Origin of the sequence: Polaromonas sp. LjRoot131 (genome assembly GCF_964252805.1) — a bacterium.
Classification (GTDB): Bacteria; Pseudomonadota; Gammaproteobacteria; order Burkholderiales; family Burkholderiaceae_C; genus Polaromonas.
Map to the genome: position 1 here is coordinate 594,856 of NZ_CAXUPF020000002.1, position 25,567 is coordinate 620,422.

Annotated in this window: 22 protein-coding genes and 1 pseudogene; 13 read left to right on the forward strand and 10 right to left on the reverse strand. The window is 64.9% G+C overall.

All coding sequences use genetic code 11. The features are described 5' to 3' along the window. Positions 1 to 342: 342 nt before the first annotated feature. On the reverse strand, positions 343 to 1,269 hold the full coding sequence (locus ACSQ27_RS13320; protein WP_436155964.1) for a LysR family transcriptional regulator: 927 nt from the start codon (positions 1,267 to 1,269) through the stop codon (positions 343 to 345). Between the two features lie 207 nt (positions 1,270 to 1,476). Here ACSQ27_RS13320 and ACSQ27_RS13325 point away from each other — a divergent pair, with 207 nt between their 5' ends. Together ACSQ27_RS13325 and ACSQ27_RS13330 are read left to right on the forward strand one after the other, a co-directional pair. Next, positions 1,477 to 1,761 (forward strand): DUF4148 domain-containing protein, encoded by a 285-nt coding sequence (locus ACSQ27_RS13325; protein WP_436155965.1) that lies wholly within the window; start codon positions 1,477 to 1,479, stop codon positions 1,759 to 1,761. A 157-nt stretch (positions 1,762 to 1,918) separates the two neighbouring features. Further along, positions 1,919 to 2,749 carry a hypothetical protein gene (locus ACSQ27_RS13330; RefSeq protein WP_436155966.1) on the forward strand — a complete coding sequence of 277 codons (831 nt, stop codon included), beginning with the start codon at positions 1,919 to 1,921 and terminating at the stop codon, positions 2,747 to 2,749. Between the two features lie 23 nt (positions 2,750 to 2,772). On the opposite strand, the gene ACSQ27_RS13335 is transcribed toward ACSQ27_RS13330, so the two are convergent. From ACSQ27_RS13335 to ACSQ27_RS13365, 7 genes are all read right to left on the reverse strand, one after another. Continuing rightward, positions 2,773 to 3,912, reverse strand: a complete 1,140-nt coding sequence (locus ACSQ27_RS13335) for a DUF1513 domain-containing protein (protein WP_436155967.1) — start codon at positions 3,910 to 3,912, stop codon at positions 2,773 to 2,775. A gap of 9 nt (positions 3,913 to 3,921) precedes the next feature. Further along, positions 3,922 to 5,013: an imelysin family protein gene (locus tag ACSQ27_RS13340; RefSeq protein WP_436155968.1), complete on the reverse strand. Its 1,092-nt coding sequence runs from the start codon at positions 5,011 to 5,013 to the stop codon at positions 3,922 to 3,924. Between the two features lie 5 nt (positions 5,014 to 5,018). After that, complete coding sequence (locus tag ACSQ27_RS13345; protein ID WP_436155969.1) at positions 5,019 to 6,473, reverse strand: di-heme oxidoredictase family protein; 1,455 nt, start codon at positions 6,471 to 6,473, stop codon at positions 5,019 to 5,021. A gap of 15 nt (positions 6,474 to 6,488) precedes the next feature. After that, on the reverse strand, positions 6,489 to 7,700 hold the full coding sequence (locus tag ACSQ27_RS13350) for an imelysin family protein (RefSeq protein ID WP_436155970.1): 1,212 nt from the start codon (positions 7,698 to 7,700) through the stop codon (positions 6,489 to 6,491). Between the two features lie 241 nt (positions 7,701 to 7,941). Continuing rightward, on the reverse strand, positions 7,942 to 9,258 hold the full coding sequence (locus ACSQ27_RS13355) for a cation:proton antiporter (protein WP_436155971.1): 1,317 nt from the start codon (positions 9,256 to 9,258) through the stop codon (positions 7,942 to 7,944). A gap of 76 nt (positions 9,259 to 9,334) precedes the next feature. After that, positions 9,335 to 10,528 (reverse strand): phospholipase A, encoded by a 1,194-nt coding sequence (locus tag ACSQ27_RS13360; protein ID WP_436155972.1) that lies wholly within the window; start codon positions 10,526 to 10,528, stop codon positions 9,335 to 9,337. 55 nt (positions 10,529 to 10,583) lie between these two features. After that, complete coding sequence (locus tag ACSQ27_RS13365; protein WP_436155973.1) at positions 10,584 to 10,970, reverse strand: hypothetical protein; 387 nt, start codon at positions 10,968 to 10,970, stop codon at positions 10,584 to 10,586. A gap of 387 nt (positions 10,971 to 11,357) precedes the next feature. Here ACSQ27_RS13365 and ACSQ27_RS13370 point away from each other — a divergent pair, with 387 nt between their 5' ends. Beyond that, entirely contained in the window at positions 11,358 to 12,176 is an 819-nt protein-coding gene (locus ACSQ27_RS13370; RefSeq protein ID WP_436155974.1) for a phosphate/phosphite/phosphonate ABC transporter substrate-binding protein, read from the forward strand. A gap of 113 nt (positions 12,177 to 12,289) precedes the next feature. Here the strand turns inward: ACSQ27_RS13370 and ACSQ27_RS13375 are convergent, their stop codons facing one another. Together ACSQ27_RS13375 and ACSQ27_RS13380 are read right to left on the reverse strand one after the other, a co-directional pair. Next, entirely contained in the window at positions 12,290 to 14,383 is a 2,094-nt protein-coding gene (locus ACSQ27_RS13375) for an ATP-dependent helicase (protein WP_436155975.1), read from the reverse strand. A gap of 209 nt (positions 14,384 to 14,592) precedes the next feature. Further along, the gene (locus tag ACSQ27_RS13380) at positions 14,593 to 15,453 is read right to left on the reverse strand and encodes an IclR family transcriptional regulator (RefSeq protein WP_436155976.1); all 861 of its coding nucleotides are present in this window, start codon (positions 15,451 to 15,453) and stop codon (positions 14,593 to 14,595) included. A gap of 453 nt (positions 15,454 to 15,906) precedes the next feature. Here ACSQ27_RS13380 and ACSQ27_RS13385 point away from each other — a divergent pair, with 453 nt between their 5' ends. The 10 genes and pseudogenes from ACSQ27_RS13385 (at position 15,907) to ACSQ27_RS13430 (ending at position 25,534) form a co-directional block, all read left to right on the forward strand. Continuing rightward, a complete protein-coding gene (locus ACSQ27_RS13385) occupies positions 15,907 to 17,448 on the forward strand; it encodes a sugar ABC transporter ATP-binding protein (protein ID WP_436155977.1) in 1,542 nt (513 codons plus the stop codon). 20 nt (positions 17,449 to 17,468) lie between these two features. Continuing rightward, complete coding sequence (locus ACSQ27_RS13390) at positions 17,469 to 18,464, forward strand: ABC transporter permease (protein ID WP_436155978.1); 996 nt, start codon at positions 17,469 to 17,471, stop codon at positions 18,462 to 18,464. Between the two features lie 133 nt (positions 18,465 to 18,597). Next, positions 18,598 to 19,542: an ABC transporter substrate-binding protein gene (locus ACSQ27_RS13395; RefSeq protein WP_436156238.1), complete on the forward strand. Its 945-nt coding sequence runs from the start codon at positions 18,598 to 18,600 to the stop codon at positions 19,540 to 19,542. A 60-nt stretch (positions 19,543 to 19,602) separates the two neighbouring features. Beyond that, complete coding sequence (locus ACSQ27_RS13400; RefSeq protein ID WP_436155979.1) at positions 19,603 to 20,883, forward strand: L-fuconate dehydratase; 1,281 nt, start codon at positions 19,603 to 19,605, stop codon at positions 20,881 to 20,883. Positions 20,884 to 20,960: 77 nt separating this feature from the next. Then, positions 20,961 to 21,743, forward strand: a complete 783-nt coding sequence (locus tag ACSQ27_RS13405; protein WP_436155980.1) for an SDR family oxidoreductase — start codon at positions 20,961 to 20,963, stop codon at positions 21,741 to 21,743. A gap of 119 nt (positions 21,744 to 21,862) precedes the next feature. Continuing rightward, complete coding sequence (locus tag ACSQ27_RS13410; RefSeq protein ID WP_436155981.1) at positions 21,863 to 22,921, forward strand: porin; 1,059 nt, start codon at positions 21,863 to 21,865, stop codon at positions 22,919 to 22,921. A gap of 220 nt (positions 22,922 to 23,141) precedes the next feature. Continuing rightward, on the forward strand, positions 23,142 to 24,095 hold the full coding sequence (locus ACSQ27_RS13415; protein WP_436155982.1) for an AEC family transporter: 954 nt from the start codon (positions 23,142 to 23,144) through the stop codon (positions 24,093 to 24,095). A gap of 165 nt (positions 24,096 to 24,260) precedes the next feature. Further along, on the forward strand, positions 24,261 to 24,686 hold the full coding sequence (locus tag ACSQ27_RS13420; RefSeq protein ID WP_436155983.1) for a YciI family protein: 426 nt from the start codon (positions 24,261 to 24,263) through the stop codon (positions 24,684 to 24,686). Positions 24,687 to 24,760: 74 nt separating this feature from the next. After that, positions 24,761 to 25,096: pseudogene (locus tag ACSQ27_RS13425) on the forward strand (YciI family protein); the annotation flags it as partial. Positions 25,097 to 25,171: 75 nt separating this feature from the next. Then, positions 25,172 to 25,534: a YciI family protein gene (locus ACSQ27_RS13430; protein WP_436156239.1), complete on the forward strand. Its 363-nt coding sequence runs from the start codon at positions 25,172 to 25,174 to the stop codon at positions 25,532 to 25,534. The last annotated feature ends 33 nt before the right edge of the window (positions 25,535 to 25,567 follow it).

Consider the following 25,567-nt stretch of genomic DNA (forward strand, 5'->3'; position numbering starts at 1 on the left):
AGGGGCCTTCCTCGCTGAGTCGCTGTTGTGAATGTGGCTCACCGATGCCTCCAACCTTGTTCCGCCAAGCCCCATCGACAAGGGCGCGTTTGCAGAACATTCCATTGCCGAAACTGGAACAATGAAAACGCGGAATCGTGGAACTTTTTCTGCGCGGAAGTTATGAAAGCATCGCGTCAAGAACGCTTGCATCCTTCACCGCAGAGGATGAATGGCCTTGATGCCGTGCTGAGTGCGTAAAACCGGCCGATGTGCGATCGTGCCGGCCCTTGTTCTGATGTGGGGACGAACCACTGGTCTTCCATGCCGCGAACCAGGCCGCGCGCAAGACCCAGGAAAAACTCAGTCCTGCCGCGCGTCCATTTTTTTGATCACCCTGCGTGTGTACTCGGTCATGAACTCGAGGAACACGCTGGTGCGCACCGGAATGAACTTGCGGCTGGGCAGGGCCGCATACAAGGTGTTGGTGCCGGTGATCCAGGGCGAGAGGATGCGCTGCAGCGCGCCGCTGTTGAGCTGGTTGGCCACCAGGTCGATGGATTGGCTCATGATGCCGGCGCCGTCCACGCAGGCGCGTATCAGCGTGTCGCTGTGGTTGACCAGCATGCTGGGTTCTATCGGCACTTCGATGACGCGCTTGCCTTCGTTGGGATTGGTCAGGCGCCAGACGCGGTGGCGGTTGGCGGCCTGCTTGACGCGCAGGCAATGGTGCTGCGGCAGGTCTTCGGGCCGCTCCGGCATGCCGTTGCGGCGCAGATAGTCGGGCGAGGCGCAGAGGATGCCATCTGACGAAGCAATGGGCCGCGCGATGATGTTGGCATCAAAGGTGTCGGCCGCGCCCAGCAGGGTGAGGTCGTAGTCTTCCACCGGCGGCACCAGCGGCGAGTCCACATGGATGTCGAGCACAACCTTGGGATAGCGCCGGCCGAACTCGGCTACCAGCGGCGCCAGCACATGCACGGCGAACACCGGCGGCGTCATGATGCGTATGGTGCCGGACATTTCCTGCGCATGGGCCTGGGCGGCGGCGTGGGCTTCGTCGATGTCGCTCAGGATGTGCCGCACGCGGGCCAGGTAGGTTTCGCCGGCATCGGTCAGCGCCAGGCGGCGCGTGGTGCGCTGCAGCAGGCGCACGCCCAGGTGGTCTTCCAGGTCGCCGACCAGGCGTGTCACGACGGCGGACGACATGTCGAATTTGCGCGCCGCGGCGGCAAAACTGCCGTCGTCCACCACTTGCTGGAACACACGCATTGATTGGAGTCGATCCATGGTTAACCCTTATATAACACCTTTATTGTTGCTAATTTAACAGCAATGTATTGTGGGAATTGGTATTTTTTGTTCAATTTAACAGGAATACAGTTCATACATCGATGAGCCGAAGCCACTTACAAGGCGACTCACCGAGGCTGGACAGACGGGGAGATGAGCCCGCCATGCCCGGAACGTCACTTAACTTTTGAGAGGATATTCATCATGAAATCGAACTTTGTTGCCGCCGCTGTTGTTGCTGTTGCCGCCCTGACTTCCGTGGCCGCGTCCGCCCAACCCCTGAACGCTTTCCTGCTGGACCAGATGCAGGCGCCTTCGAGCAAAACCCGCGCTGAAGTCAAAAGCGAAGTGCTGCAGGCCCAGAAGGCCAATGCGGCATCGGGCTTCAATGGCGCGACCGCCCAGCAAAACCTGGCCGCTCCGCGTGCCGAAAAGGCCGGCGCAGCGCCCCAGGCCGCTGCCGAGCTTGTGAAGACCAGCCAGCAATAAGCTGTGCAAGGCCGGCTTTAGCCGGTTCTGGCGCAATCGCCCCGGTGGCCCGAAAGGGTTGCCGGGGCGATTGCATTTGCGCCTGACGAACACTTGCGGAGTAGTCCGCCTGGCCGCATCGGCGGTATTTCAGTCGCCCTCTAGAATCCCCCTCATCTTGAGGACCTCCAACACACCTTACGCCTTTGCCTTTGTCGCCGCGCAGTTGCTGGCACTGCCGGGCCTGGCCATGGCGCTTTACCTGTACACAGTGGGCAAGGTGGCAGGCAGCGGTGGCTGGCTGCTGGGCGTGTTCGAGCTGTTGTTTTCAGGCGTCGTGGTCCTGCCCGCGATGCTGCTGTGCATGGTGCTCTTGCTGATTGCAGGCTTGTTCTCCCGGGTGCGGCCATGGGCCAGCCTCGCGCTGTTGCTGGTCAATGCGGCCGTGCTGGCGCTTGCCTGGACGATCAGTCCATCCAGCGAAGCCGCGGAGCTGCTGGTCTGGGTTGCCACGGTGCTTTCGGCCGCGGCTGCGGCTGCGCTGGCGTGGCAGGCGTTTTCGCCGGTGACGAGGCCTGAGCGCAAAATGCTGTGGGGTCAGCTCCTGCTGGCTGCTGGGCTTGGGATTGGATTGGGGCTGGCAGGCGGTGGCCGTGTCCCTGTTCCGCGTCCTGTCGAGCCCGATCCCATGGCGGAGATACCGCCGGAGCGCGTATTCAAGGGATTGCTGGGCGGCAAGCCGGTGCACCTCGCGGTGCATGACTGCAAGGTTTATCGCGCGATACCCAAGGAGTCCAGGGAGCCCAAGGAGCCCGGGAAGGACGACTGGCAGATGGTGCTCGAACCCGAGCTCTATCCATTCTTCACGTATTGCGAGCGGCAGTCGCTGCAGGCAGACAACGGTGTCGTCACCGTCATCCTCGGGCGCATCGCCTTCGGGGCGGGAGGCTGCTGCGCCACGGGTGGCACTTACCGTTCCAGGGACGGTGAGCTGTGGAAGAAGCAGTGAAGTGCGCTGGATGAGGGCGAACTCTAGCCCGCCATCGGCGCCCAGTGGTTGTCCAGCCGCACATTCTTGAGCGCCGGTGAAGCCGTGCGGCCCGTGCCATCGCGCATCAGCGCGACTAGCCGCCCGCCGGCCCAGAGTGTGGTGTCTGCTTCGCCCGCCGTAGCCGCTGAGGCGACGGCGCAGGCTTCCTGCAGCGGGAAAAAACCGGTCCAGTGCCCATCGGATTGCCACACTGCCACGCCGTTGGCGCGCGGGCAACCCACGGCAAAGCCACCCGCAGCCCAGGCGATGTCGCCGCCGTAGCCCGCAAGCACCTGCCCGGCACCGGCGGCACAGGTCTGCAGTTTCTGGCCGTCAAAAAGTGCCAGCACGGGCGCGGCGGTTTTGGCCGCGATGTCGTCATGCTCGGCCTGCAGCGCGATGCCCAGTACGCGCGGGCCGCCTGCCGCCGGTGCGCGGCCCCAGGCCATGTGCCGCAGGCTCAGGCGTTTGTCGGCCAGGCGCCATTGGCCCTGCAAGGCACCGCTTCGCGTGTCCAGCCGCACCAGCGAGGCGTCCATGCGGTCCATGTGAATCTTCAGGCGGCCGGTTTCCGGCAGTGCCGGAATGCCGCCGTTTGCCACGACCAGGCTGCCGTCGCCATCCAGCAGGAGTTCGTGCGGGTCCATGCCGTGGGTCGGCCATTCGCCCATTTTTTCAAGCGTGGCGGCATCACGCAGGCCCACCAGGCCCTGGCCGGTTTCGAGATTTGTTTCGGTGGTGTAGAGCGTCTTGCCGCCGGATCCGGCGATCACGTGGCCGTTGAAGGCGCGGTCCGGTTCAGCCCAAGCCCAGGCGATGGCCTTGGCGCCGCCTTCGCCTTCGGGCTGCCAGCGCAGCAGCCAGTCCCCCGGCCGGCGCGCCACCGCCAGCAGTGTGCCGCCGCGCTCGGCCCACACGCCGTGGGCACGCGTCGGCACGTCCAGCGCTGCGCTGACCTGGAGCGCGGCGCCGCGATAGGCCAGCACACCGACTTGATAGCCATGGACCGCCTCCCAGGCCGCCGCCAGTTGCAGCGGCTGGGCGGTGGTGGCTGCAAGGGCCGGCTTGAGCCAAGCGCCCACCCCGGCCGCGGCCAGTGCCAGCCACTGCCGGCGCTGCAATGTCGTCAGGGCTGGCTGCATGGCGGATTCCTAGTCGCCATCGGCGTCCGAAAAACCGATGCTGACTTCCAGCGCCGGTGCGATCTCGGTTTCCGCGAGTTTTTTCAGCTCGGCCAGCGAGCGCCCGGCGGCAGTGACGCCGGCCCTGTTCGCGGGCGAGAGGTTTTGCAGCGTCTTGTCGGCCTTGCCCATGCTTTGTGCCAGCAGGTCGGCTGGTTCGTTGCGGCCCAGGCCGCGCAGATAGGTTTCAATCGGCGCCAGGCCGGCGCCGGGGCGTGGCGCTTCGGGGGCCTGCGAGGCGCCGAGCGTGCGCAGCGCCTGCCACTGCGCGGCCCAGCGCGCGGCTGTTTGGCCGCTGGCGCCGCGCGCATAGGCAGCGGCGTTGCGGCCGCCTTGCGCGCTGCCGGCGAGGCGGGGCTTTTCCATTTCAGCCCAGCGCAGCCGCTCCAGCGCGCCCGTCCATTGGTTGACGAGTTCGCTCATCGCGGGGCCCTGGGTTTCCTCGGCCTGGCCGGGCGGCCGCTCGGCCAGTTCGTTGAAGGCCTTGGTCAGGGTGTCGGCTTCGCGCTGGATGTCGGCGGCCACCTGCACCGCGTAGCGGCAGTCCGGTGTGCCTGGCGCGATGGGTTGGCTCCACAGCAGCCACTCGAGTGCCGGCAGTCCCTTGGCCGGGGTGCCTATGCTTTCCATGGCGGTGGCGTCCTGCGGGGCGGCCTGGATCGCGCGCTTGATGAGTTCGGGCCGCGTCGGCGTGAAGTCGATCTGGCGCGCCGAGCGCCGCTGCACCAGCGGGCCTATCTGCACGCCGCTCAGGCGGTCCCAGGCGAGGGCGCTGGCTTTCCAGCGTTCGCGCGCCTGCTCCAGGCTGGCCGCGGCCGCGCCGGCGTCCGCATCGCAGACCGCAGAGATCGCCGCGGGAAGGCCGCCGGCCTGCTCGGCGAACGCGGCCGCTTGCGGCGCGTACCAGAAGCGGTAGACGCCGCGCATGAAATCGCCGGCCGTGTAAAACGGCACCGCGACCTTGGACGGGACGGTTTGTGCCTGCGCGGCGCCGCCCAACAAGACGGCGGCACCGGCGAGAAGCACCAGGGCCGGCTTCAAGGGGGCGAGGAAGGATTGCATGGCGTTCACAGCGATTCGAGGAATTTGACCAGCGCGGCGCGCTGCTGTGCATTCATCTGCAGGACCTTGTCCTTGCTGGCCTTGGCCTCGCCGTCATGCCAGAGCACGGCCTCCAGCGCGCCGCGCGCGCGGCCGTCGTGCAGCAGGCGGTTGTGGCCGTTCACGTCGGGCACCAGGCCCAGGCCCCACAGCGGCGGCGTGCGCCACTGGCGGCCGTTCGCGAGGAAGTCGGGCCGGCCGTCGGCCAGGCCTTCGCCCATGTCGTGCAGCAGCAGGTCGGTGTAGGGGTAGATGGTCTGGCCTTGCGCGGCCTTGCTGCCAAGGCGCGGGAAGGGAATTTCGCCGGTCACGTAACTCGGGCGATGGCAGGCAGCGCATTGCGCGGCGGCAAACAGCTTCTGTCCCTGCACCACCTGGGCATCCTTGGGGTTGCGCCGCGCGGCCGGTGCCAGCGTGCTTTCGTAGAACACCACGTCGTTAAAGGTCTTCTCGTCGATCTCGGGCGTCTTGCCCTGTGCGCCGCGCGGCGCGGCCAGGCAGTCTTTTTGCGCGTTGGTGCAGGTTTCCTTGGGGAACAGCGGCGAGGTGATGCCCATGTCGCCGAGGAAGGCGCCGCCGGTCTGGTGGGCCAGCGTGGCGACGTTGGCCTTCCAGCCGAAGCGTCCCACGCGCATTTGCTGCGTGGGCGCATCCCATACCTGGTTGACCACGCCGCGCACCGGCCCGCCCAGGGCCGCCTGGTCGCGTGCATTGCGCAGGATCTCCGCCTCGGGAATCGCCTCGAGCAAACCCACGCCGGCCATCTGCGGAGCGATGCGCGGGCTCAGCATCACATCCCTGGCCATGGGGCCGTAGTTGAGCTTGCTGAAACCATAGCGGGGCTTTTGCAACTGGTAAGGCGTGCCGTCGGCGAACTTGCCGCGCACCGTCTCGTAGCGCAGCGAAATCTGCCCTTCGGGTGTCACGCCCTGGACCGCGAAATTGGAGAACTGGTCGCCATAGAGCGGGTCGGGCAGGGGACCGCCGTGCACGTCCTTGCCCGGAATCGACAGGCGCAGCAAAAGGCCCACGGGCTGGTCGGACAGGCCGCGCGTGAAATCCGGCGGCGCGCCGCGGCCGTCCTGCACGTGGCAGCCGCCGCAGGAGCGGGCGATGAAATGCGGGCCCAGGCCGTCGCGCGCGGTGGTGGACGATGGCGCCTGCACCCAGTTGCGCTTGAAGAACGAATTGCCGATGACGAAGCGCGTGCGCTCCTCATCGGGCAGGTTGGCCAGTGGAAACGAGAAGGCGTTCTGGCCGGTGGCGAACACGGTGGTGTCGCCGCCGGTTTTTTCGTCATCGGGCGCGCTGCCGTCCTGGCCGGCCGGCCCCGCGGACGCCCAGAAGGCCAGGCCCGCGAGGCCGGTCACGGCCAGCCACAGCAGCCCCGCGCGCAGGGAGCGCGGGAGTGGTCGGGGCAAAACGGGGCGCAACACTTAAGGTTTGACCAGGGTCAGCTTGGTGATGCCGGCGGCGTTCGCCGCTTCGACCAGGTCCTTGCTTTGCTGCACCAGGCTGGCGATGGTTTTCTGCACGCGCAGGCGGCCGGGCGCGTCCTTGGCGCCGACGATCTCGCGGTCAAACGGCGCCTGTATGCCTTCGGCGGCGGCGACCGATGCGGCGATCTGCTGGGTGGTGCGCTCGGCCAGTGCCGGGTTTTTGGCGGCCACCAGTTCACGCAGCGACACACCGCTGAGCGTGCTGCCGTCGGCGCGTTTGTACTGGCCCAGCCAGGCGTTCTGTATGCCCTTGGCGTTGTTCACCACGTCGCGATGGGTGTTGTCGGAAAAGCAGGAGTGCTCGTCTTCCTGGTCCTGGCTGGCCAGCGCGACTTCCAGGCGCTCACCCGCGAGTTCGCCGCGCGAGAGCGAGCCCAGGCCGACAAAAATCTTGCGCACCGACTCCATGCCGCCGCGCTCGAACTTCGCGCGGTAGGACGTGGCCCTAGGGGCCCAGGCCTTGGTCAGGCTGCGCAGGTCGTCGACCAGCAGCTCGGTCACCACCTGCAGGTACTGGCGGCGGCGGTCGGCGTTGGGCTTCTTGCCGTCGATGAAGTCTTCAAACGAGCGGTTGCCCGGGCCGGTGGTGCTCAGGTCCTGGCCCCACAGCAAAAACTCGATGGCGTGCCAACCGGTGGCGATGTTCTCTTCGCCGTTGCGCTCGTTGAGGTTGGCCAGCTGCTTCTTGCCGATGACGGCCTTGCGGTTGTTGATGATGCCGGCGTTGGGCGCGTCCTTGACGTAGTCGACGTAGGACTCGTCCATGGGCCAGGCGTTGATGCGGCCTTCGGGGCCGTTTTTGTCGTCAATAGGGCCTCCGTAAAAACGGAAGGCCTCGGTCTGGCCGTAAAACTCGCGTGCGTCCAGCCAGGCCTTGCGCGCGGCCTTGAGGCCTTCATCCGAGGGCGCGGCGGTGAAGGACTGCACGGCCTTTTGCAGCGTGAGCGCGCCGGCCAGCGTGTCCTCATAGCTGGCCAACACCAGTTGCGCGTAGTGCTTGGCCACGGCGGGCGCCGTCACGGCCTGCCCTGCTTGTGCGGCCGGTGCCGCTGCGGTGCTGCCTGTGGCGGCTGCAGGCTGGGCCATGGCGGGTGCTGCGAGCAGGGCAAGCAGGGTGGCAATAAAGACGGGTTTCAGCACGGGTGTCATGACGGCTCCTGGGATTTTGGGATTGGCGAAAAGGGGATTATACAAATGAGAATAGTTATCAATATCAACGGCGTACGGAATGCCGGGTCATTCCGTTACGGTTAGGCGGGGTTAAAAATGGAAGAAGCCGAGAGCTGTTCACAAAACCCAGCGAAGCGATCCTGGCCAGGCGCGCTGCCGCAGACAGTGCGCCAGCACGGCAAGGCGGCGCAACAATGCCAGGAGGGTTTTTGAGTGGCTCTCAGCGCCGCCGGCCGGCCTTACGCGCTTCGTAGCGCTTCATCAGCGGCGTGACCGAAACGCCATGCGCCACGACCGAGGCCACGACCACGGCCAGCGTGATCGAGAGCAGCTGTTGGGCCAGCGCGCGCTCGATGTGGTGGTTGATGGCGTAAAGCAGGTAGTAGAGCGAGCCGATGCCGCGTATGCCGAACCAGCCCATCAGGTTGCGCTGCGCGCCCCTGACCCGTGTGCCCAGCAGGCCGATGTAAACCGCCAGCGGCCGCACGACCAGGAACAGCACCGGGATGAACCACAGCACCTCCGGGCGAAAGCGCGTGGTGGCCACCAGCACGCCCACCGCGAGCACGATGGCGACTTCGACAAAACTCTCAAGCTGGCTGTTGAAGCGCGCCACCGCGCGCATCATGTGGGCCGGCGCCTCGGCGCCCGACGCTTCCTGCTCCGCGGGGCTCAGTGTTTCGCCTGGGTCGGGTGCCGCCACCTGCGGGCGCACATGAGGCTCGTCAATGCGGCGCAGCGCCAGCCCGGCTGCGAACACCGCCAGGAATCCGTAGGTATGGCTGAGCAGCGCCAGGCCGTAGGTGAGCCCTATCAGCCCCAGCGCGATGAACTCGTCCGAGCCCAGCGCCTCGCGGTGCCGCATGCGCAGGTACAGGATGGCGCGGCCCACCAGCGTGCCCAGCAGCCAGCCCAGCGCCAGGCCGCCGGCCACCGCCCACAGCACGTCGACGGCCCACCAGCGCCAGCCGCCCTCGCCGAGTTCGTGCAGGCCCAGCAGGCCCAGGCCCAGCATGACAAAAGGAAAGGCCGTGCCGTCGTTGAGCCCGCCTTCGCCCGTGAGGCCGAAGCGCAGGCGGTCGCGGTCGCCGGGATCGGCCACCTGCACGTCGGAGGCCAGCACCGGGTCGGTGGGCGCCAGGATGGCGCCCAGCAGCACGGCCGCGCCCAGCGGCAGGTTCAGCAGGTAGACGCCCAACGCGGCAACGGCCGCCACCGTGAGCACCATGGAGACCGTCGCCAGCTGCACCGGAATGCGCCAGCGGCCGTCGTGCCGGCGGAACTCGAGTTTCATGCCGCAGGTGAACAGCGAGACCAGCACGGCCACTTCCGTCAGGCGCTCCAGCAGCACGGCGTTTTTCAGCGCGTCGAGCTTGAGCAGCCCCAGCCCCACCGGGCTGACGGCCACGCCCACGCCGAGGTACAGCATGGCGGCGCTCAGCGGCAGACGCGCGATGAAAGAGCCCCCCAGCGTCATCGCGATCAGCAGCGCGCCGGCCACGATGCAAGCCAGGGTGAAGGTGGTGGGTTCGGGCATCGGCACAGCATGGCGCAAGCCTGCACTTTTGTATATCGGCGGGCACGCCGTTCATGTGCTGGCGAAAGCGCCGTGCTTACCAGTCGACCAGGCTCAGGCCCACGCTGAGGACGTTGCGCTTGCGGTTGTAGTCCACCAGGCTGTCGCCGTAGCCGCTGAAGAGCTGCACGTGGTAGCGCAGGCCGGTGTAGTTGGGCGACGAGGCGGGCGCCATCATCCAGTCAAAGCGCGCCGAGCCGCGGGCCTCTTTTCGCAGCGAATGCCGCAGCGTCACGCCCACCGTGTTGGCCTTGTTGATCTGCCAGCTGCCGGTGACTTCGGCGCGGCCTACGTAGTTCTCGATGCCGGGGTTGTCGTCGTTGCCCGAGGACTCCTTGAGCCGGTCCCAGATGCGTCCCTGCAGGATCAGGCCCGAGTCCTGGCTCAGCGTCTTTTCCGCCGCACCCATCAGGTAGACGCGGTTCCAGCTGCGCGACAGCGGCAGCGACTGGCCGTTGGACTGGTGCACCAGCCCCAGGCCCGAAAGCCGGTACATCCAGCCGCCTGCCAGCGGGATCTGGTGCGGGTAGATGTAGAGAACCTCGGGCTCGTGGTCGGTGGTGCGGAAAGGCCGCGAGATGGCGCCGTTGAACAGCTGCCAGTAGCTTTGCTGCGTGTAGCCGAACCACAGCGAGTCGTGGTCGTCGTCGTCTTCGGGGCCGTTCTTCAGCAGACCCTTGGCGATCTTGGTGCGCACCGAGAGCTGAATCTTGTTTTCGGTCCGCATATAAGGCTGCGAGGTCAGCGCGGTATGGCCCAGCGACGGCGACGAGGGCTGCATGTTCACGCTGTCGGAGGTAATCACCGCCAGCGAGATCGGCCGGTAGCCGCGCAGCGAAAAGGTGTCGCAGTCGGTGCCGCGCTGCAGTTCCCAGAAGCGCGAGAGTTCGGAGTACTTGGTGTTCTTGCAGCCGATAGGCTTGCCGTCGGGTGCTTCGGTGTTCAGCGAGGGCAGCAGCAGCACCGGCGTGGCCGCCTGGCCGGTCGCGGGGTTGGCCGGCGCCGTGGTGAGGCTGGGCGCGGGCGTGTTGGCCGGCGTCTGCGCGTCGGCCCATTGCTGGAAGCAGGTCAGTTGTGCGGCCGGGTCGGCCTTCATGGCCTGGCAAGCCTGCCAGCCCGGGGCGGCGGAAGCGCGCGCAGGGGTTTGCGCCTGCGCCGGGGCCGTGGCGCAAAGCCCCAGCAGGCCGGCCCACAGCAGGGGCGCGGCAAATGAGGAGGATGTCGGTCGCATGGGTGGGCAGTCTGTCCGGTGGTGTTTAAGGAATTTTTAAACGCGGGGGCTGGGCTCAAGGCAGCCGGGTCAACGTGAAGGGAATGTCGGGCGCATTGTCGGGTGCGCTGCTGCTGGTGTCTTTCCAGCTGCCCTTGAAGGCCTTGCCGCAGGAGCCTTCGACCATCTCGCCGTTCCAGGTGCCGGTGATGCTGACATTGTCGGAGGACTCGTCAAGCAGCAGCATGCCGCCCTCGAGGTCACCGGCCAGCGCGGCCTTGGCGGCATGGGCGGCGATGGCCTTGGAGCCGCCGGCCGGGCCCAGGTCGCGGCTCACGACACCGGCCAGGCTTTCGGCGAACTCGGCGTGCTGTTCCAGCAGCATGGTGGCGCGGGCCGGCAGGCCGGCGGGCGGGTTGGCAAAACGCACGGCCCACAGGCCGTAAAGCTGCGCGGCCTTCATGTCCGCCGCCGCGGGGCATCCGGTGTCAGGCTTGGTTTGGGCAGTAACCCCGGTGGACAGTGCGCAGCTTGCTATCAACAAAAGAGCAAATCGGAAGGTATTCGAAGTCATGGACAGGTGAACGCCGGCTCGAGGCCGTTCGGAACGGGGTTATGGGAACGCTGCACAGGCCCCGGGGCGGGGGTCGGGACTGTGGCGCGGCAGTGAAGGAAAACCCAGGCGGCAGATGACGGTTTTAAGCAACGTGCAGCTCGGGGCTTGCGCACTATCTCACGAATACATCTTCTATGACGCACAACTCAGGTAAACCCGTGAGTTGAAACCATTTGTAACTGACATACTGAAATACTGAATTGGTTTCCATTTTTACCCAGAGGGGCATCCGTTATGAAAATTCGTCAATACATAAGTACGCTGGTGCTGGCTTTGCTGGCCGGCCAAGCCTGCGCCCAAGGGGCTCCATTGGTGTTCGCCGTGAATGAAGGCGTGACTTACCGTGTCAATCCAGGCGCCACTGTGGAGCGTTTTCGCGACCTGTCCGAGGACCTGGGCAAGCTGCTCAAGCGTCCGGTCAAGATACAGCCCGTAACAGACTACAAAGAACTCGCGGCGGGCATGGCCGAGCAGCGCTACGACATCGCCTATGTGCACCCGGCCCATCATTCCATCCGGGCGATGTCCAAAAACGGCTACCGCCTGGTCGCGCTGACCAAGGGCTTTACCGACTACAGCGCTTCCTTCTTGGTGCGCAGCGACTCCCCGCTCAAGTCCATCAACGACCTGAAGGGCCTCAAGATAGGTGCGCCCAGTGAAGACTCCATCACCTCGGTGATCATGCGCGCCACCTTGCGTGACGTGCTCGGGCCGCAACCGGTGGAAACCGTTTACGTCAAACTGCAGGACGCGGTGCCCTTCATGGTGGAAAACAACATGGTCGCCTCAGGCGTCACCGCGTCACGCGCGGTGGTCAAAGACTGGCAGGCCAAGGGCGGCAAGGTGTTGGCCACCAGCAAGCCCGTGCCCATCAAGCACCTGATCGCCAGCGGCAAGCTGAGCGATGCGGAGCGTGCCCAGATCACCGCCTACTTTGTGGGGCTGGATCAATCCGCCGACGGAAAAAAGCGGCTGGAAGCGCTTACCGTGCAGGGGTTCATCGAGTATGACCAGGCCAAGCTGATGGACCTCGGCAAATGGCTCGGGCTGTGATGTCCCGTTCCTATTTCAACGCGATATGTCGTTGCAGCCCCCTTGCCTAAGCACTGTCTGCGGGGGCGCGCCTAATCTCGCGCTGAACTAGGAACGGGAGTTCGGGCGCAGCGCTAGCGAGTCTCTGCCGCCGCCGCTGCCGCCGCAATCCCCTCAGCGGATTTTTTCGCGAACTCCGCGCGCAAGGCCTTGAGCTTTTCGCGCGGGTCTTCCTTCACCGTGGCCTTGTCCAGCGCCATCTCGGCGATGAAGCGGCTGGGCGCGCCGGGGATCATGTCGCGGCCTTTTTTGCGCTTGCGCAGCCAGTTCACGGCCAGCGTGCGCTGCGCGCGCGTGATGCCCACGTACATCAGGCGGCGCTCTTCCTGCAGGCGCAGCGCGATGTTGTCGGTGTTGGTCCCATCGTCGTCTTCCAGCTTGAAGGGCAGCAGGCCCTCGTTCACGCCGGCCAGCACCACGTGCGGCCACTCCAGGCCCTTGGCCGCATGCAGGGTGGACAGTGTCACCACGTTCTGGTCGCCCTCGCGTTCGCTGATGGTGGACAGCAGCGCGATGGTCTGCACCACCTCCAGCATGGTTTTGGTTTCGGCGGCCACCACCGCGCCGGAGGCGTCATCGATCTGGCCGCCGCAGCGCTGCGCGACCCAGTCGCAGAAATCCATCACGTTGGTCCAGCGCGCGGCGGCGAGCTTTTCGCTGTCCTCGCCGTCGTAAAGGTGCTTTTCGTAATCGATTTCCTTGAGCCAGTCGTTCAGGAAGGCGCGCGCGTCCTCCGCACCCACGGTGCGCTTGGCGCGGTACTCGAGGTCGTTGAGGTAGCGGCCGAACTCATGCAGCGAGCCCACCGCCTTGGCCGGCAGCACCGAACCCAGCGAGTTGCTGAACAGCGCCTCGAACAGGCTCTGCTTGGATTGGCTCGCGAATGTGCCCAGCGCGCCCAGCGTGGTGTGGCCTATGCCGCGCTTGGGCGTGGTCACCGCGCGCATGAACGCCGGGTCGTCGTTGTTGTTGACCAGCAGCCGCATCCAGCAGCACAGGTCCTTGATCTCGGCGCGGTCGAAAAAGCTCTGCCCGCCTGAGACCTTGTACGGAATGTTGGCCTTGCGAAAAGCCTTCTCGAAAGGCTTGGCCAGGTGGTTGGCGCGGTACAGCACGCAGAAGTCTTTCCACTCCTTGTACTGCCCACCCTCGGCCTGCAGGCTACCCTCGGCGCGCAGGCTCTGGATGCGTGCCACCACGCGCTCGGCCTCATGCTCCTCGCTGTCGCAGTCCACCACGCGCACCGGCTCGCCCTCGCCGAGCTCGCTGAACAGCGTCTTGGGAAACAACTTGGGATTGGGGCCGATCACGTTGTTGGCCGCGCGCAGGATGGCGCTGGTCGAGCGGTAGTTTTGCTCGAGCTTCACCACCTTGAGGTTGGGATAGTCCTGCGGCAGCTTCTTGAGGTTGTCCAGCGTGGCGCCGCGCCAGCCGTAGATCGACTGGTCGTCGTCGCCCACCGCGGTGAAGCGGCCGCGCGCGCCCACCAGCAGCTTGAGCATTTCGTATTGCGTGGCGTTGGTGTCCTGGTATTCGTCGACCAGCACATGGCTGAGCGACTCCTGCCACTTGCTGCGCACGCTGTCGTGCTCGCGCAGCAGCTTGAGCGGCAGGCCCACCAGGTCGTCGAAGTCCACGCTCTGGTAGGCGGTCAGGCGTTCTTCATAGTGCGCCATGACGCGGGCGATGGCGCGTTCCTCGTCGCCGTTGGCCTGCGCCATGGCCTCGGCCGCGTTGAGGCCCATGTTCTTCCACAGGCTGATGGTCCATTGCCACTGCCGCGCGGTGGCCGCGTCGGTGCTGCCGCCGGCGTCCTTGATGATGCTGGTCACGTCGTCGCTGTCGAGGATGGAGAACTGGGGCTTCAGGCCCAGCGCCTCGCCGTCCTGGCGCAGCATGCGCACGCCCAGCGCGTGGAAGGTGCAGATCAACACGCCCTTGGCGCTTTTGCCGATCAGCGCCTTGGCCCGCTCGCGCATTTCCGCGGCGGCCTTGTTGGTGAAGGTGATCGCCGCGACCTGCTCGGGCTTGAGTCCCGACTGGATCAAGCGGCCAATCTTGTGCGTGATCACCCGCGTCTTGCCCGAACCGGCGCCCGCCAGCACCAGGCAGGGACCATGCAGGTAGTTCACGGCTTCTTGTTGGGCGGGGTTCAGGCCGTGGGTCATGAAAAAAGAATCGATTCCAAGGGGAGAAATGCGCGGGGCCGGCCCTGGCAGGGACTGCCGGGGAAGGGCAGATCATAGCGGCTGCCCTTTTGGGGATCCGCGGTGCGGGAGCGCCCGAAATACGTATTCAGGCCATAGATGCCTGCAACGGAGTCCTCGCGGGCCCCGGGAGCTATCAAATTAATAGCAATGCCGGGCCTGGCGCGGCTTCATGCCTGCCGGCTCGCCGGAGCGAACCCGCCCTGCGTCAAGGACAAGGCCTGGGCCGCCTGCTGCAGCAGCAGCCGCACGGTTTTCTGGTCGGGGCCCACGTGGCGGTCTATGCGCCGCACGTAAGGGCAGGTCAGCGCGGCCAGCGCGCTGTGGTCGGGCCCGAAGATCGGGCAGGAAATATCGGCTACGCCGAAAGATTGCAGGCTGTCGCGCTCGAAATAGCCCTGCTTGCGGATGACGCCCAGGGCGACAGCCAAGGCATCGGACTCGATCGGCACCTCGCCTTCGAGTGCCGTGTGCTGGGCCAGCATTTGCTGGGCCTGGCTGGCATCCGCGAAAGCCAGCAACACCCGGCCCGAGGCGGTGTCGACCAGCCCGACATGCACGCCCACGCGGATGGTCATGCTCCAGGTGCCGGGGCCGTTGACCTGCGCGGTGATCAGCACATTGCCCTGGTCATACACGCCCATGTGGCAGGCCTGCTCCGCTTTCTGCGCGAAAGCTTCCATGATGGGAATGGCCTGGGTCACCAGCCGGTTGAGCGGTGGATGCATGTGAGCCAGCGTGAAGAGTTTCAGGCTCAGCGAATAGCGGTCGCCCGAGAGCGAGCGCATCACATATTGCCGCGCCACCAGGCGCTCCAGCATGCGGTAGATCTCGCTCGCGTTGCGGTCCATTTCCTTGACGATCTCCGCGCGCGTCAAGCCCTGCGGCTGGCGGGCCAGCAACTCCAGGATGTCCAGACCCTTGTCGAGCGCCGGTGCGCGGTAGCGGTCTTCCGCAACAGGCGGAGATGCAGTAGCGTCCGCGTCGTTCGGGATCGGGTCAGGCGTCGGTGGAAAAGATTTTGGTGTCATGGCTGAGGGTGTTTGAGGTCAAAGTCATTGCAATTTTGATATGTAACGCAGCGCTCTTGATATGCCTCAGGGCGTTCGCGAAGACTTTCGCCTTCATTATTGCGAATCTATTTACTTTTGCACTTAATGTTCATCAATAAATTAAATCCTGACCTAGGGAAAGTCCGGAGCTTGGAAAGATGAGCAAATTTCTATGATTCACAGCGTTTCGATCCATAAGTGAATAGATTGTTCATCAATGAACTATTTGTAACAAGAAGTTTCCCGCCTTTGGCGCCTTCGCCTCGTAAATGGTCCGTCAGCTCAAAAAGGTTTTTGTTATGCGCCCAGGACGATTTGAGAAGAAAACGGTATCGGTCTCAGCGCCGGCGCCCGGCCAACTGGCCAACGGCGAGCTGCGGGTCGGCGCGGCCTGAGGACCTGAGTGAACACCGCAGCTGCCAGTAACCGCTCATGACACCTCTTGTGGCCATCAACGACCTGTGCAAGTCCTTTCCGGGCGTGCGCGCGCTGCACAACGCCCGGCTTGAGATTGCCGCGGGGGAGGTGCATGCCTTGATGGGTGAGAACGGCGCGGGCAAATCGACCTTGATGAAGATACTGGCCGGGGTCTACCAGAAAGACGCCGGCGAGATCCGCATCGACGGCCAGGCGGTCGAGATCGCCAGCCCGCGCGCCGCGCAGGCGCTGGGCATCGGCATCATCCACCAGGAGCTCAACCTGATGGGCCACCTGAGCGTGGCGCAGAACATCTTCATCGGACGCGAGCCGCTCGGACGCCTGGGCCTGTTCATCGACACCGAGAAGATGGCCCGCGACACCCAGGCGATCTTCGACCGCCTGAACCTGGACCTGGAGCCGCATACGCTGGTCTGCGACCTGACGGTGGCACGCCAGCAGATGGTCGAGATCGCCAAGGCGCTGTCCTTCGACTCGCGCGTGCTGATCCTGGACGAGCCCACCGCCGCGCTGAACAACGCCGAAATCGACGACCTGTTCCGCATCATCGGCGAGCTCAAGCGCCAGGGCGTCGGCATGGTCTACATCTCGCACAAGATGGACGAGCTCAAGCGCATCTCGGACCGCGTGACGGTGATGCGCGACGGCCAGTACATCGGCACCGTGCCGACCGCCGCCACCAGCATGGACACCATCATCGGCATGATGGTCGGGCGCGCGCTGCTGGAAGACGACAGGCCGCCGGCAAGCGACCAGGGCCGGGAGACCGTGCTGGAGGTGCGCGGCCTCAATCGCGGCCGCGCGATCAAGGATGTCAGCTTCAGCGTGCGCAAGGGCGAGATCCTGGGCTTTGCCGGCCTGATGGGCGCCGGCCGGACTGAAGTGGCGCGTGCCGTGTTCGGTGCCGACAAAAAGGATTCGGGCGAGATACGTGTCAAAGGCCGCAGGATCGAAGTGCGCAGCCCGGCCGATGCGGTGGCGCACGGCATCGGCTACCTGTCGGAAGACCGCAAGCACTTTGGCCTGGCCACCGGCATGGATGTGCAGACCAACATCGTGCTGGCGACCCTGCGGCGCTTTCTGAGCTTCGGCTTCTTCCTCAGGCCTGCCGCGATGCAGGCAACGGCGGCGCAGCTGATCGCGCAGCTGGGCATCAAGACGCCGGGCCCGCTGCAGAAAGTGGCGCTGCTGTCGGGCGGCAACCAGCAAAAAATCGTGGTCGCCAAATGGCTGGTGCGCGACTGCGAAATCCTGTTTTTCGACGAGCCCACGCGCGGCATCGACGTGGGCGCCAAGAGCGAAATCTACAAGCTGCTCAACGCGCTGGCGGCGCAAGGCCGCGCGATCGTGATGATCTCCTCGGAACTGCCCGAGGTGCTGCGCCTGAGTCACCGCATCGTGGTGATGTGTGAGGGCCGCATCACCGGCGAGCTGTCGGCCCGCGAGGCCACCCCCGAAAAAATCATGCAGCTCGCCACCCAGCGCGAAACCTCTCCAAACGCTTCCGGCGCGCTTGCCGCGGCCGCCGCTTTTTAAACACACCGGAAGCATCCCCCATGACCGTCTCCAAGTTGCTGCAGAGTTTCAAGACTGCGGCTTTCAGCAGCAATACCCGTCAAAAGCTCCTGGCGTTTGCCAGTTTGCTGGGATTGCTGATTTTCTTCAGCGTGGCCTCGCCCAGTTTCATGCAAACCGACAACATGGTGGGCATCTTGCAGGCGACTGCGGTGAATGGCGTGCTGGCCATCGCCTGCACCTTTGTCATCATCACCTCGGGCATAGACCTGTCGGTGGGCACCCTGATGACGTTTTGCGCCGTCATGGCCGGGGTGGTGCTGACTTACTGGGGCCTGCCGTTCTACCTGGGCGTGCTGGCGGCCCTCTTCTTCGGCGCGTTCTCCGGCTTCATCTCGGGTGTGCTGATTGCCAAGCTGAAGATTCCTCCCTTCATTGCCACGCTGGGCATGATGCTCATGCTCAAGGGCCTGTCGCTGGTCATCACCCATTCCAAGCCGATCTATTTCAACGACACGCCGGAGTTCTCGGTCATCTCCCAGGAATCGCTGATCGGCTACTTCCTGCCCGACCTGCCCATCCCCAATGCGGTGCTGATTCTCTTTGTGGTGGCGGTGCTGTCCAGCCTGGTGCTGAACAAGACGGTGCTGGGCACCTATACCTTCGCGCTGGGCAGCAACGAAGAGGCGGTGCGCCTGTCGGGCGTGAACGTGGACCGCTGGAAGATCATCGTCTACACGCTGAGCGGCGCGATCTGCGGCATCGCCGGCCTGCTCATCGCCTCGCGCCTGAACTCCGCGCAGCCCTCACTGGGCCAGGGTTATGAGCTGGACGCGATTGCCGCCGTCGTGATCGGCGGCACCTCGCTCAGCGGCGGGGTCGGCACGATCCTGGGCACCATCATCGGCGCTTTCATCATGAGCGTGCTGACCAACGGGCTGCGCATCATGTCGGTGGCCCAGGAGTGGCAGACCGTGGTGACGGGCCTGATCATCATCGCGGCGGTGTATGCCGACATCCTGCGAAAGCGCAAATAAATGCAAGCCCTGTCCCACCGATGGTCGCCTGCGTGCGGCCCATACCACGGAGAAACCACGCCCCCAACCCCTGCCCGCGTTTGATTTTGATATTCATTGCAGCAACCCATAACGATCCGGAGACAACAACATGATTTTGAAACGAACACTTCTGAGCCTCGCGCTGGGCCTTGGCCTGGCTTGCACCTTGAGCACCACGGCGCTGGCCGCCGACGAGATCTACATCCCGATGATCTCCAAGGGCTTTCAGCACCAGTTCTGGCAGGCCGTCAAGGCCGGCGCCGAGCAGGCCGGCAAGGACTACAAGGTCAAGGTGACCTTCGAAGGCCCCGAGAGCGAGAGCATGGTGGACAAGCAGATCGACATGTTCGCGGCGGCGCTGGCCAAAAAACCGTCGGCCATCGGCTTTGCCGCGCTGGACAGCAAGGCGTCGATCCCGCTGCTGAAAAAAGCCCAAGCCGCCAAGATTCCGGTCATCGCCTTTGACTCGGGCGTGGACAGCGACATCCCGGTGACCACAACCACCACCAACAACGTGGCCGCCGCCGCCCTGGCCGCCGACAAGATGGCCGAGCTGATCGGCAAAAGCGGCGACGTCGCCCTGGTGGTGCACGACCAGACCAGCCGCACCGGCATCGACCGCACCGATGGATTTGTCAACCGCATCAAGTCGACCTATCCCAACATCAAGATCGTCAGCGTGCAGTACGGCGGCGGTGACCAGCTCAAATCCACCGAGATCACCAAGTCCATCCTGCAGGCCAACCCCAACCTGAAGGGAATTTTCGGCGCCAACGAAGGCTCGGCCATTGGCGCGCTGAACGGTGCCAGGGAGATGAAACGCAAGGTGGTGATCATCGGCTACGACTCCGGCAAGCAGCAAAAAGCCGCCATCCTGGACGGCTCGATGGCCGGCGCCATCACGCAGAACCCGGTCGGCATCGGCTACAAGACCGTGGAGGCGGCGGTCAAGTCCCTCAAGGGCGAGAAGCTGCCCAAGGTCATCGACACCGGTTTTTACTACTACGACAAGACCACCATCAACGATCCCAAGATCGCGGCGGTCCTGTATGACTGATGGGTGCGGCGGCCTCCGGGCGGCCACGCGCTGAAGCGCTTCTTCACCAGGCAATCCTTCATGAGCACTGTCCAATCCATGCGAGTCATCGACGTGCGCTTTCCGACGTCGCGGCATCTCGACGGCTCGGATGCGATGAATCCGGACCCGGATTATTCGGCCGCCTATGTGGTGCTGGAAACCGGCGAGCCCGGGCTTGAAGGCCATGGCCTGACCTTCACAATCGGCCGCGGCAATGAAATCTGCTGCGCCGCCATCGAAGCCATGCGCCATCTGGTGGTCGGCCTGGACATGGACTGGGTGACCGCGGACATGGGCCGTTTCTGGCGCTACATCACCTCGGACAGCCAGCTGCGATGGATAGGCCCGGACAAAGGCGCCATCCACCTGGCGACCGCCGCCGTGGTCAATGCCGTGTGGGACCTGTGGGCCAAGCAGGAAGGCCTGCCGGTGTGGAAGCTGGTGGCCCGCATGAGTCCGGAAGAGATCGTCAGGCTGATCGACTTTCGCTACATCACCGACTGCATCACGCCGGCCGAAGCACTGGCGCTGCTGACGCGCCAGGCCGCCGGCAAGGACGCGCGCCTGAAGACACTCGAGCAGGAAGGCTACGCCTGCTACACCACCTCCGCCGGCTGGCTGGGCTATGACGACGAGAAGCTCAGGCGCCTGGCCCAGGAGGCGGTGGATGCCGGCTTTTCGCACATCAAGCTCAAGGTGGGCCGTGACCTGCAGGACGACATCCGCCGGGTGCGAGTCGCCCGCGAGGTGCTGGGCCCCGACCGCACCCTGATGATCGATGCCAACCAGGTGTGGGATGTGAACGAGGCAATTGACTGGCTGGACCACCTGCGTTTTGCCAAGCCCTGGTTCATCGAAGAGCCGACCAGCCCCGACGACATCGAAGGCCACCGCCGCATCCGCGAGGCGGTCAAGGGCGACATGCAGGTCGCCACCGGCGAGATGTGCCAGAACCGCGTCATGTTCAAGCAGCTCATCATGCAGGGCGCGATTGACGTGGTGCAGATCGACGCCTGCCGGCTGGGCGGGGTCAATGAGGTGCTGGCCGTGATGCTGATGGCCGCCAAGTACGGGCTCAAGGTGTGCCCGCATGCCGGCGGGGTCGGCCTGTGCGAATACGTGCAGCACCTGTCCATGATCGACTACCTCTGCATCGCCGGCACCAAGGAAGGCCGGGTCATCGAATACGTGGACCACCTGCACGAGCATTTCGTGGATCCCTGCGTGATTCGCAATGCCGCCTACATGCCGCCGCAGCGGCCGGGCTATTCGATCGAGATGAAGCGCGAGTCGCTGGCGCAGTACACCTTCAAGGGTTGACGGCCCGCCACACCCTCCACCTTCAGCCTGATTAACCCATCACCAACATCCAACATCAAGAAAACCGGAACTCCTCCATGGATTTGCACCTTCAAAACAAGATTGTCATCGTCACCGGCGGGGGCGCCGGAATCGGCGGGGCCATCAGCCTGCAGCTGGCGCGGGAGGGCGCGGTGCCGGTGATCTTCGGCCGCAGCCCCTTGCTGCCTGAATTTTCCGGGGCCTTGCGGGAAATGGGTGCCCGCCACGGGTTCTTCCAGCTCAAGCTTGAAAGCGAAGCCGCCTGCCGGGCCGCGGTGCAAGCCACGGTGGACGAATTCGGCGGCATTGATGCACTGGTCAACAACGCCGGCGTCAACGACAGCGTCGGCCTGGACGCCGGCCCCGAGGCCTTCGCGCGGTCGCTGGAGGCCAACCTGATGCATTACTACCTGATGGCGCACCTGTGCCTGGACCAGCTCAAGGCCAGGCGCGGCGCCATCGTCAATATTTCTTCCAAGACGGCGCTGACAGGCCAGGGCAACACCAGCGGCTATGTCGCGGCCAAGGCGGCCCAGCTCGGACTGACGCGTGAGTGGGCCGCCGCCCTGGCGCCGCATGGTGTGCGGGTCAATGCGGTGCTGCCGGCGGAAGTCATGACGCCCCTCTACGAAAACTGGCTCAAGACTTTTGCCGACCCGGCGGCCGCGCTGGCCGAGATCACGGCCCGGATCCCCTTGGGCCGGCGCATGACGACCGACCGCGAAATTGCCGACACGACGGTGTTCCTGCTGTCCGACCGAGCCTCGCATACCACCGGCCAGTGGATTCATCCCGACGGCGGCTACGTGCACCTGGACCGCGCTTTGCCCGCGCGCTGACCGCCATGGCCAAAAGTTTCCCCGCCCGAACCGGGTTCGCTCTGGGCAGCCATGCCGGCGAATGGGCATATCCGGACTTCTTCAACTGACTCAATCCAACCACAGAAAAGAGACAAATCATGAAAAGTGCTATCCGTAGTATGTACCTGGGCGTTGCCTGCGCAGCCGTGCTGGCTCCGCAAATGGCCTCCGCCCAGTCCACCGTCACCTTGTATGGACGGGTCGTGTCAGGCCTGGCCTATATCGACCATGTGTTTGACCCTGTGGCCAACGCCAGTTTCTCTAAAACCATGGTGGCCAGCAACCAGTGGGGCACCAGCATGTGGGGCATGAAGGGCAAAGAAGACCTGGGCGGCGGCCTGGCGGCCAACTTCCTTCTCGAAAGCGGGTTTGAACTTAAAAACGGGGGAGCCGGAACGAACCTGTTCAACCGCCGCGCCTATGTCGGTCTGTCCAACGCCAGCTGGGGCAGTTTTCGCATCGGCAAGAACCTGTTCATCAGCAACGACGTGTGGGACCTGGACCCGACCGGCCAGCAGTGGGTGGGCAGCGCCACCCTGGTCAGGGGCCGCAGCTGGCCCGGTGCCAACAATGTAATCGAGTATTCAACGCCTGATTTGGGTGGCTTTAGTGCCACGGGGCAGATCTCGCTCGGCGAACAGGCGGGCAACAGCAAGGCCAACCGCGGCGAAGGCTTTTCGATGACCTATGCGAACCAGGACCTGATGCTGCGCGCCATCTATTCCCAGCGCCGCAATGCCGTCGGCACCTTCACGGATGTTTTCAACACCTCCAAGGAAACCATCATCGGCGGCACCTACAAGATCGGCCCGGCCAAGCTGTATGCGGCTTACGACTACATCACCGCAGCCGACGCGGCACTCACCGCCGCGAGCAAGCTCAAGCATGCCTGGGTCGGCGTTCGCTACGAGGTGACGCCGGCGCTCACGCTGATCGGTTCGGTCTTCCACGTCAAGTCCGACCGGGTGGCCGGCAAGGCCACGCTGGGCATGGTGGGCGCGGACTACAGCATGTCCAAGCGCACGCTACTGTACGCGGCATTCGGCAACGTCAGCAACTCCAGTGGCGCCAACTTCGGGGTGGACACGGTATCGGGCAATCCGGCGGTCAACCAGTCGCAAAGAACCATCTACGCGGGTATTGCGCACAGCTTCTAAAGCGGCGGCGCCGGGCGAATGCCAGGCGTTCGGCGGCGGGCCGGCGGGATCCACATCGGAACCACGCCAGCCGCCAGCTGTCTTGCCGTCATTTGCCCTGTCATGAATAAGTAGCTGCAGCGCAGGCACTCCCTGCGCTGCAGCTATTTTTTTGCCCCATCGACAGGCGGGCGGAGCTCTGCTGCAACCCCCACGCAAGGCCTGGGCGACAATCAGCGCCGTGCTCGGCATTCTTTTCGTCACCTTCCCCTTTTTCGCCCTGGTGCTGTGCGGCTACCTGGCCGCGCGCCGGGGCCTGCTCCCGCAGCTGGCCATTCCCGGCCTCAACACCTTTGTGCTGTATTTCGCGCTGCCCTGCATGCTCTACCGCTTCGGCGCCGGCACGCCGATCGCGCAGCTGCTGGATGCCAGCCTGGTGGCCGTCTACCTGGTGTGCGCGCTGCTGATGGTGGCTTTCACCGTGATGCTCACGCGCAAGGGCCGCATTGCCTGGAACGATGCGTCCTTCGGCGCGCTGGTCGCGGCCTTTCCCAACACCGGCTTCATGGGTGTGCCCCTGCTGGTGGCGCTGCTGGGCGCGCAGGCCGCCGGCCCGGCCATCGTCACCATCCTGGTCGACCTGCTGGTCACGAGTTCGCTGTGCATCGCGCTGTCGCGGCTGGATTCCGCCGACATCCACGGCGCCGAAGTCGCCGCGCAGAAGGCGCTCAAGGGCGTGGCGCTCAATCCCATGCCCTGGGCCATCGTGCTGGGCGCGCTGTCGTCGGGCTTCGGGGTGGCGCTGCCCGGGCCGGTGATGCAGACCGTCGGGCTGCTGGCCGACGCGGCCTCGCCGGTGGCCTTGTTCACCATAGGCGCGGTGCTGGCCCGCTCGCAGATGACCAGCGTTGCGGCCACGCCGCTCAGGGACTACGTGCCGGTGGCGCTGATCAAGCTGGTGATTCACCCGGTGCTCGTCGGCCTGGTGGGGCTGGGCGCCATCGCGCTGGGCGTGCCGCTGGAGCGTTTTGCGCTCACCGTGATCGTGCTGGTGGCGGCCCTGCCCAGCGCCAGCAATGTGGCGCTGCTGGCCGAGCGTTTCGGCGCGGACAACGGCCGCATCGCGCGCATCATCCTGTTGTCGACGGTTCTGGCTTTTTTCAGTTTCTCGGCAGCCGTGGCCCTGCTGACTTGAGCCTGGTAGCCGGTCTTTGCGGCCGCTGTTACAAAAAAGCCTGAAAAAAGACGATCCCGAACTGTCGATTTCGCTCCAGCCATTCGTCGTACCCATAAGAGCAGGATGTTTCTGCCCGGGTTGTCCGGGCTCTCCGCTCCCAACACCAACCTCAAGGAGTCCGATATGAAATTCATGGTCCTGATCAAAGCCGACAAACACAGCGAAGCCGGCGAAATGCCCAGCGAACAACTGTTGGCCGACATGGGCAAATTCAACGAATCGCTGGTCAAGGCCGGCGTGATGCTGGCGGGCGAGGGGCTGCATCCCAGTTCCAAAGGCGCGCGCGTCAGGTTTTCCGGCAGCAAGCGCACCGTGATTGACGGGCCTTTCCCTGAAACCAAAGAGCTGGTGGCCGGCTTCTGGATGCTGCAGGTCTCGTCAAAAGAAGAAGCGATTGAGTGGGTCAAGCGCTGCCCCCTTCCACCGGAGAGCGAAGCCGAAATCGAAATCCGCCAGGTGTTCTCGGCCGAAGACTTCGGCGCCGAATTCACGCCCGAGCTGCGCGAAGCCGAGGAGCGCCTGCGCCGGCAGGTGGAAGCAAAGGGCTGAAACGCGCCGGCCCCGTGTTTGAGGTAAAAACCGGGGACGGCGGCGCGGGCTGCCCTCCTGAGGAGACTTCTCATATGCAATTCATGATCCTGCGCAAATCCGACGCGAGTACCGAGGCCGGCGAGCTCCCCAGCCCGGCGCTGCTGGCTGCCATGGGCGCTTACAACGAAGAACTGGCGAAGGCCGGCATGCTGCTGGGCGGCGAAGGCCTGCAGCCGAGTTCAAAGGGCGCGCGCATCCGCTTTTCCGGCGGCAAGCCCACGGTCGTCGACGGCCCCTTCACCGAAGCCAAGGAGCTGATCGCCGGCTTCACCATGGTCGAGGCGGCCTCGCGCCAGGAGGTCATCGAGTGGCTCAAACGCTGGCCGCAGGAAGATGCCGGCGGCAACAGCTCGCTGGAAATCCGCGAGGGCGGCTGCCCCGGTGGCCTGCGCGGCGTGGCCGGTGACGGCGCGCCGGCCCTGCCCGAGGGCTTTCGCCGTTTCATGATTTTGCTCAAGGCCAACGACAGGGCCGAAGCCGGCACCGTGCCCGATAGCCAGTGGCTGGGTCGCATGGCCCAGCACAACGACGAGGCCGTGAAAGCCGGCGTGCTGCTGATGGGCGAAGGCCTCAAGCCCAGCGCCAGCGGATCCCGTCTCAAATTCACCCGGGGCAAACCCAGCGTGATGGACGGACCTTTCGCCGAAGCCAAGGAGTTGCTGGCCGGCTTCTGGATCATCCAGGCACGCTCGCTGCAGGCCGCGGTGGACTGGGCGCTGGGCTATCCGTTTCCTTTCAGCGACACCGAGGAGGTTGAGGTGGAAATCCGGCTGCTCTATGAGGCGGCTGACTTCGCCGCAGCCTGAAATTCAGGCCCTGGTCCAAAAAAAATCTGAAAT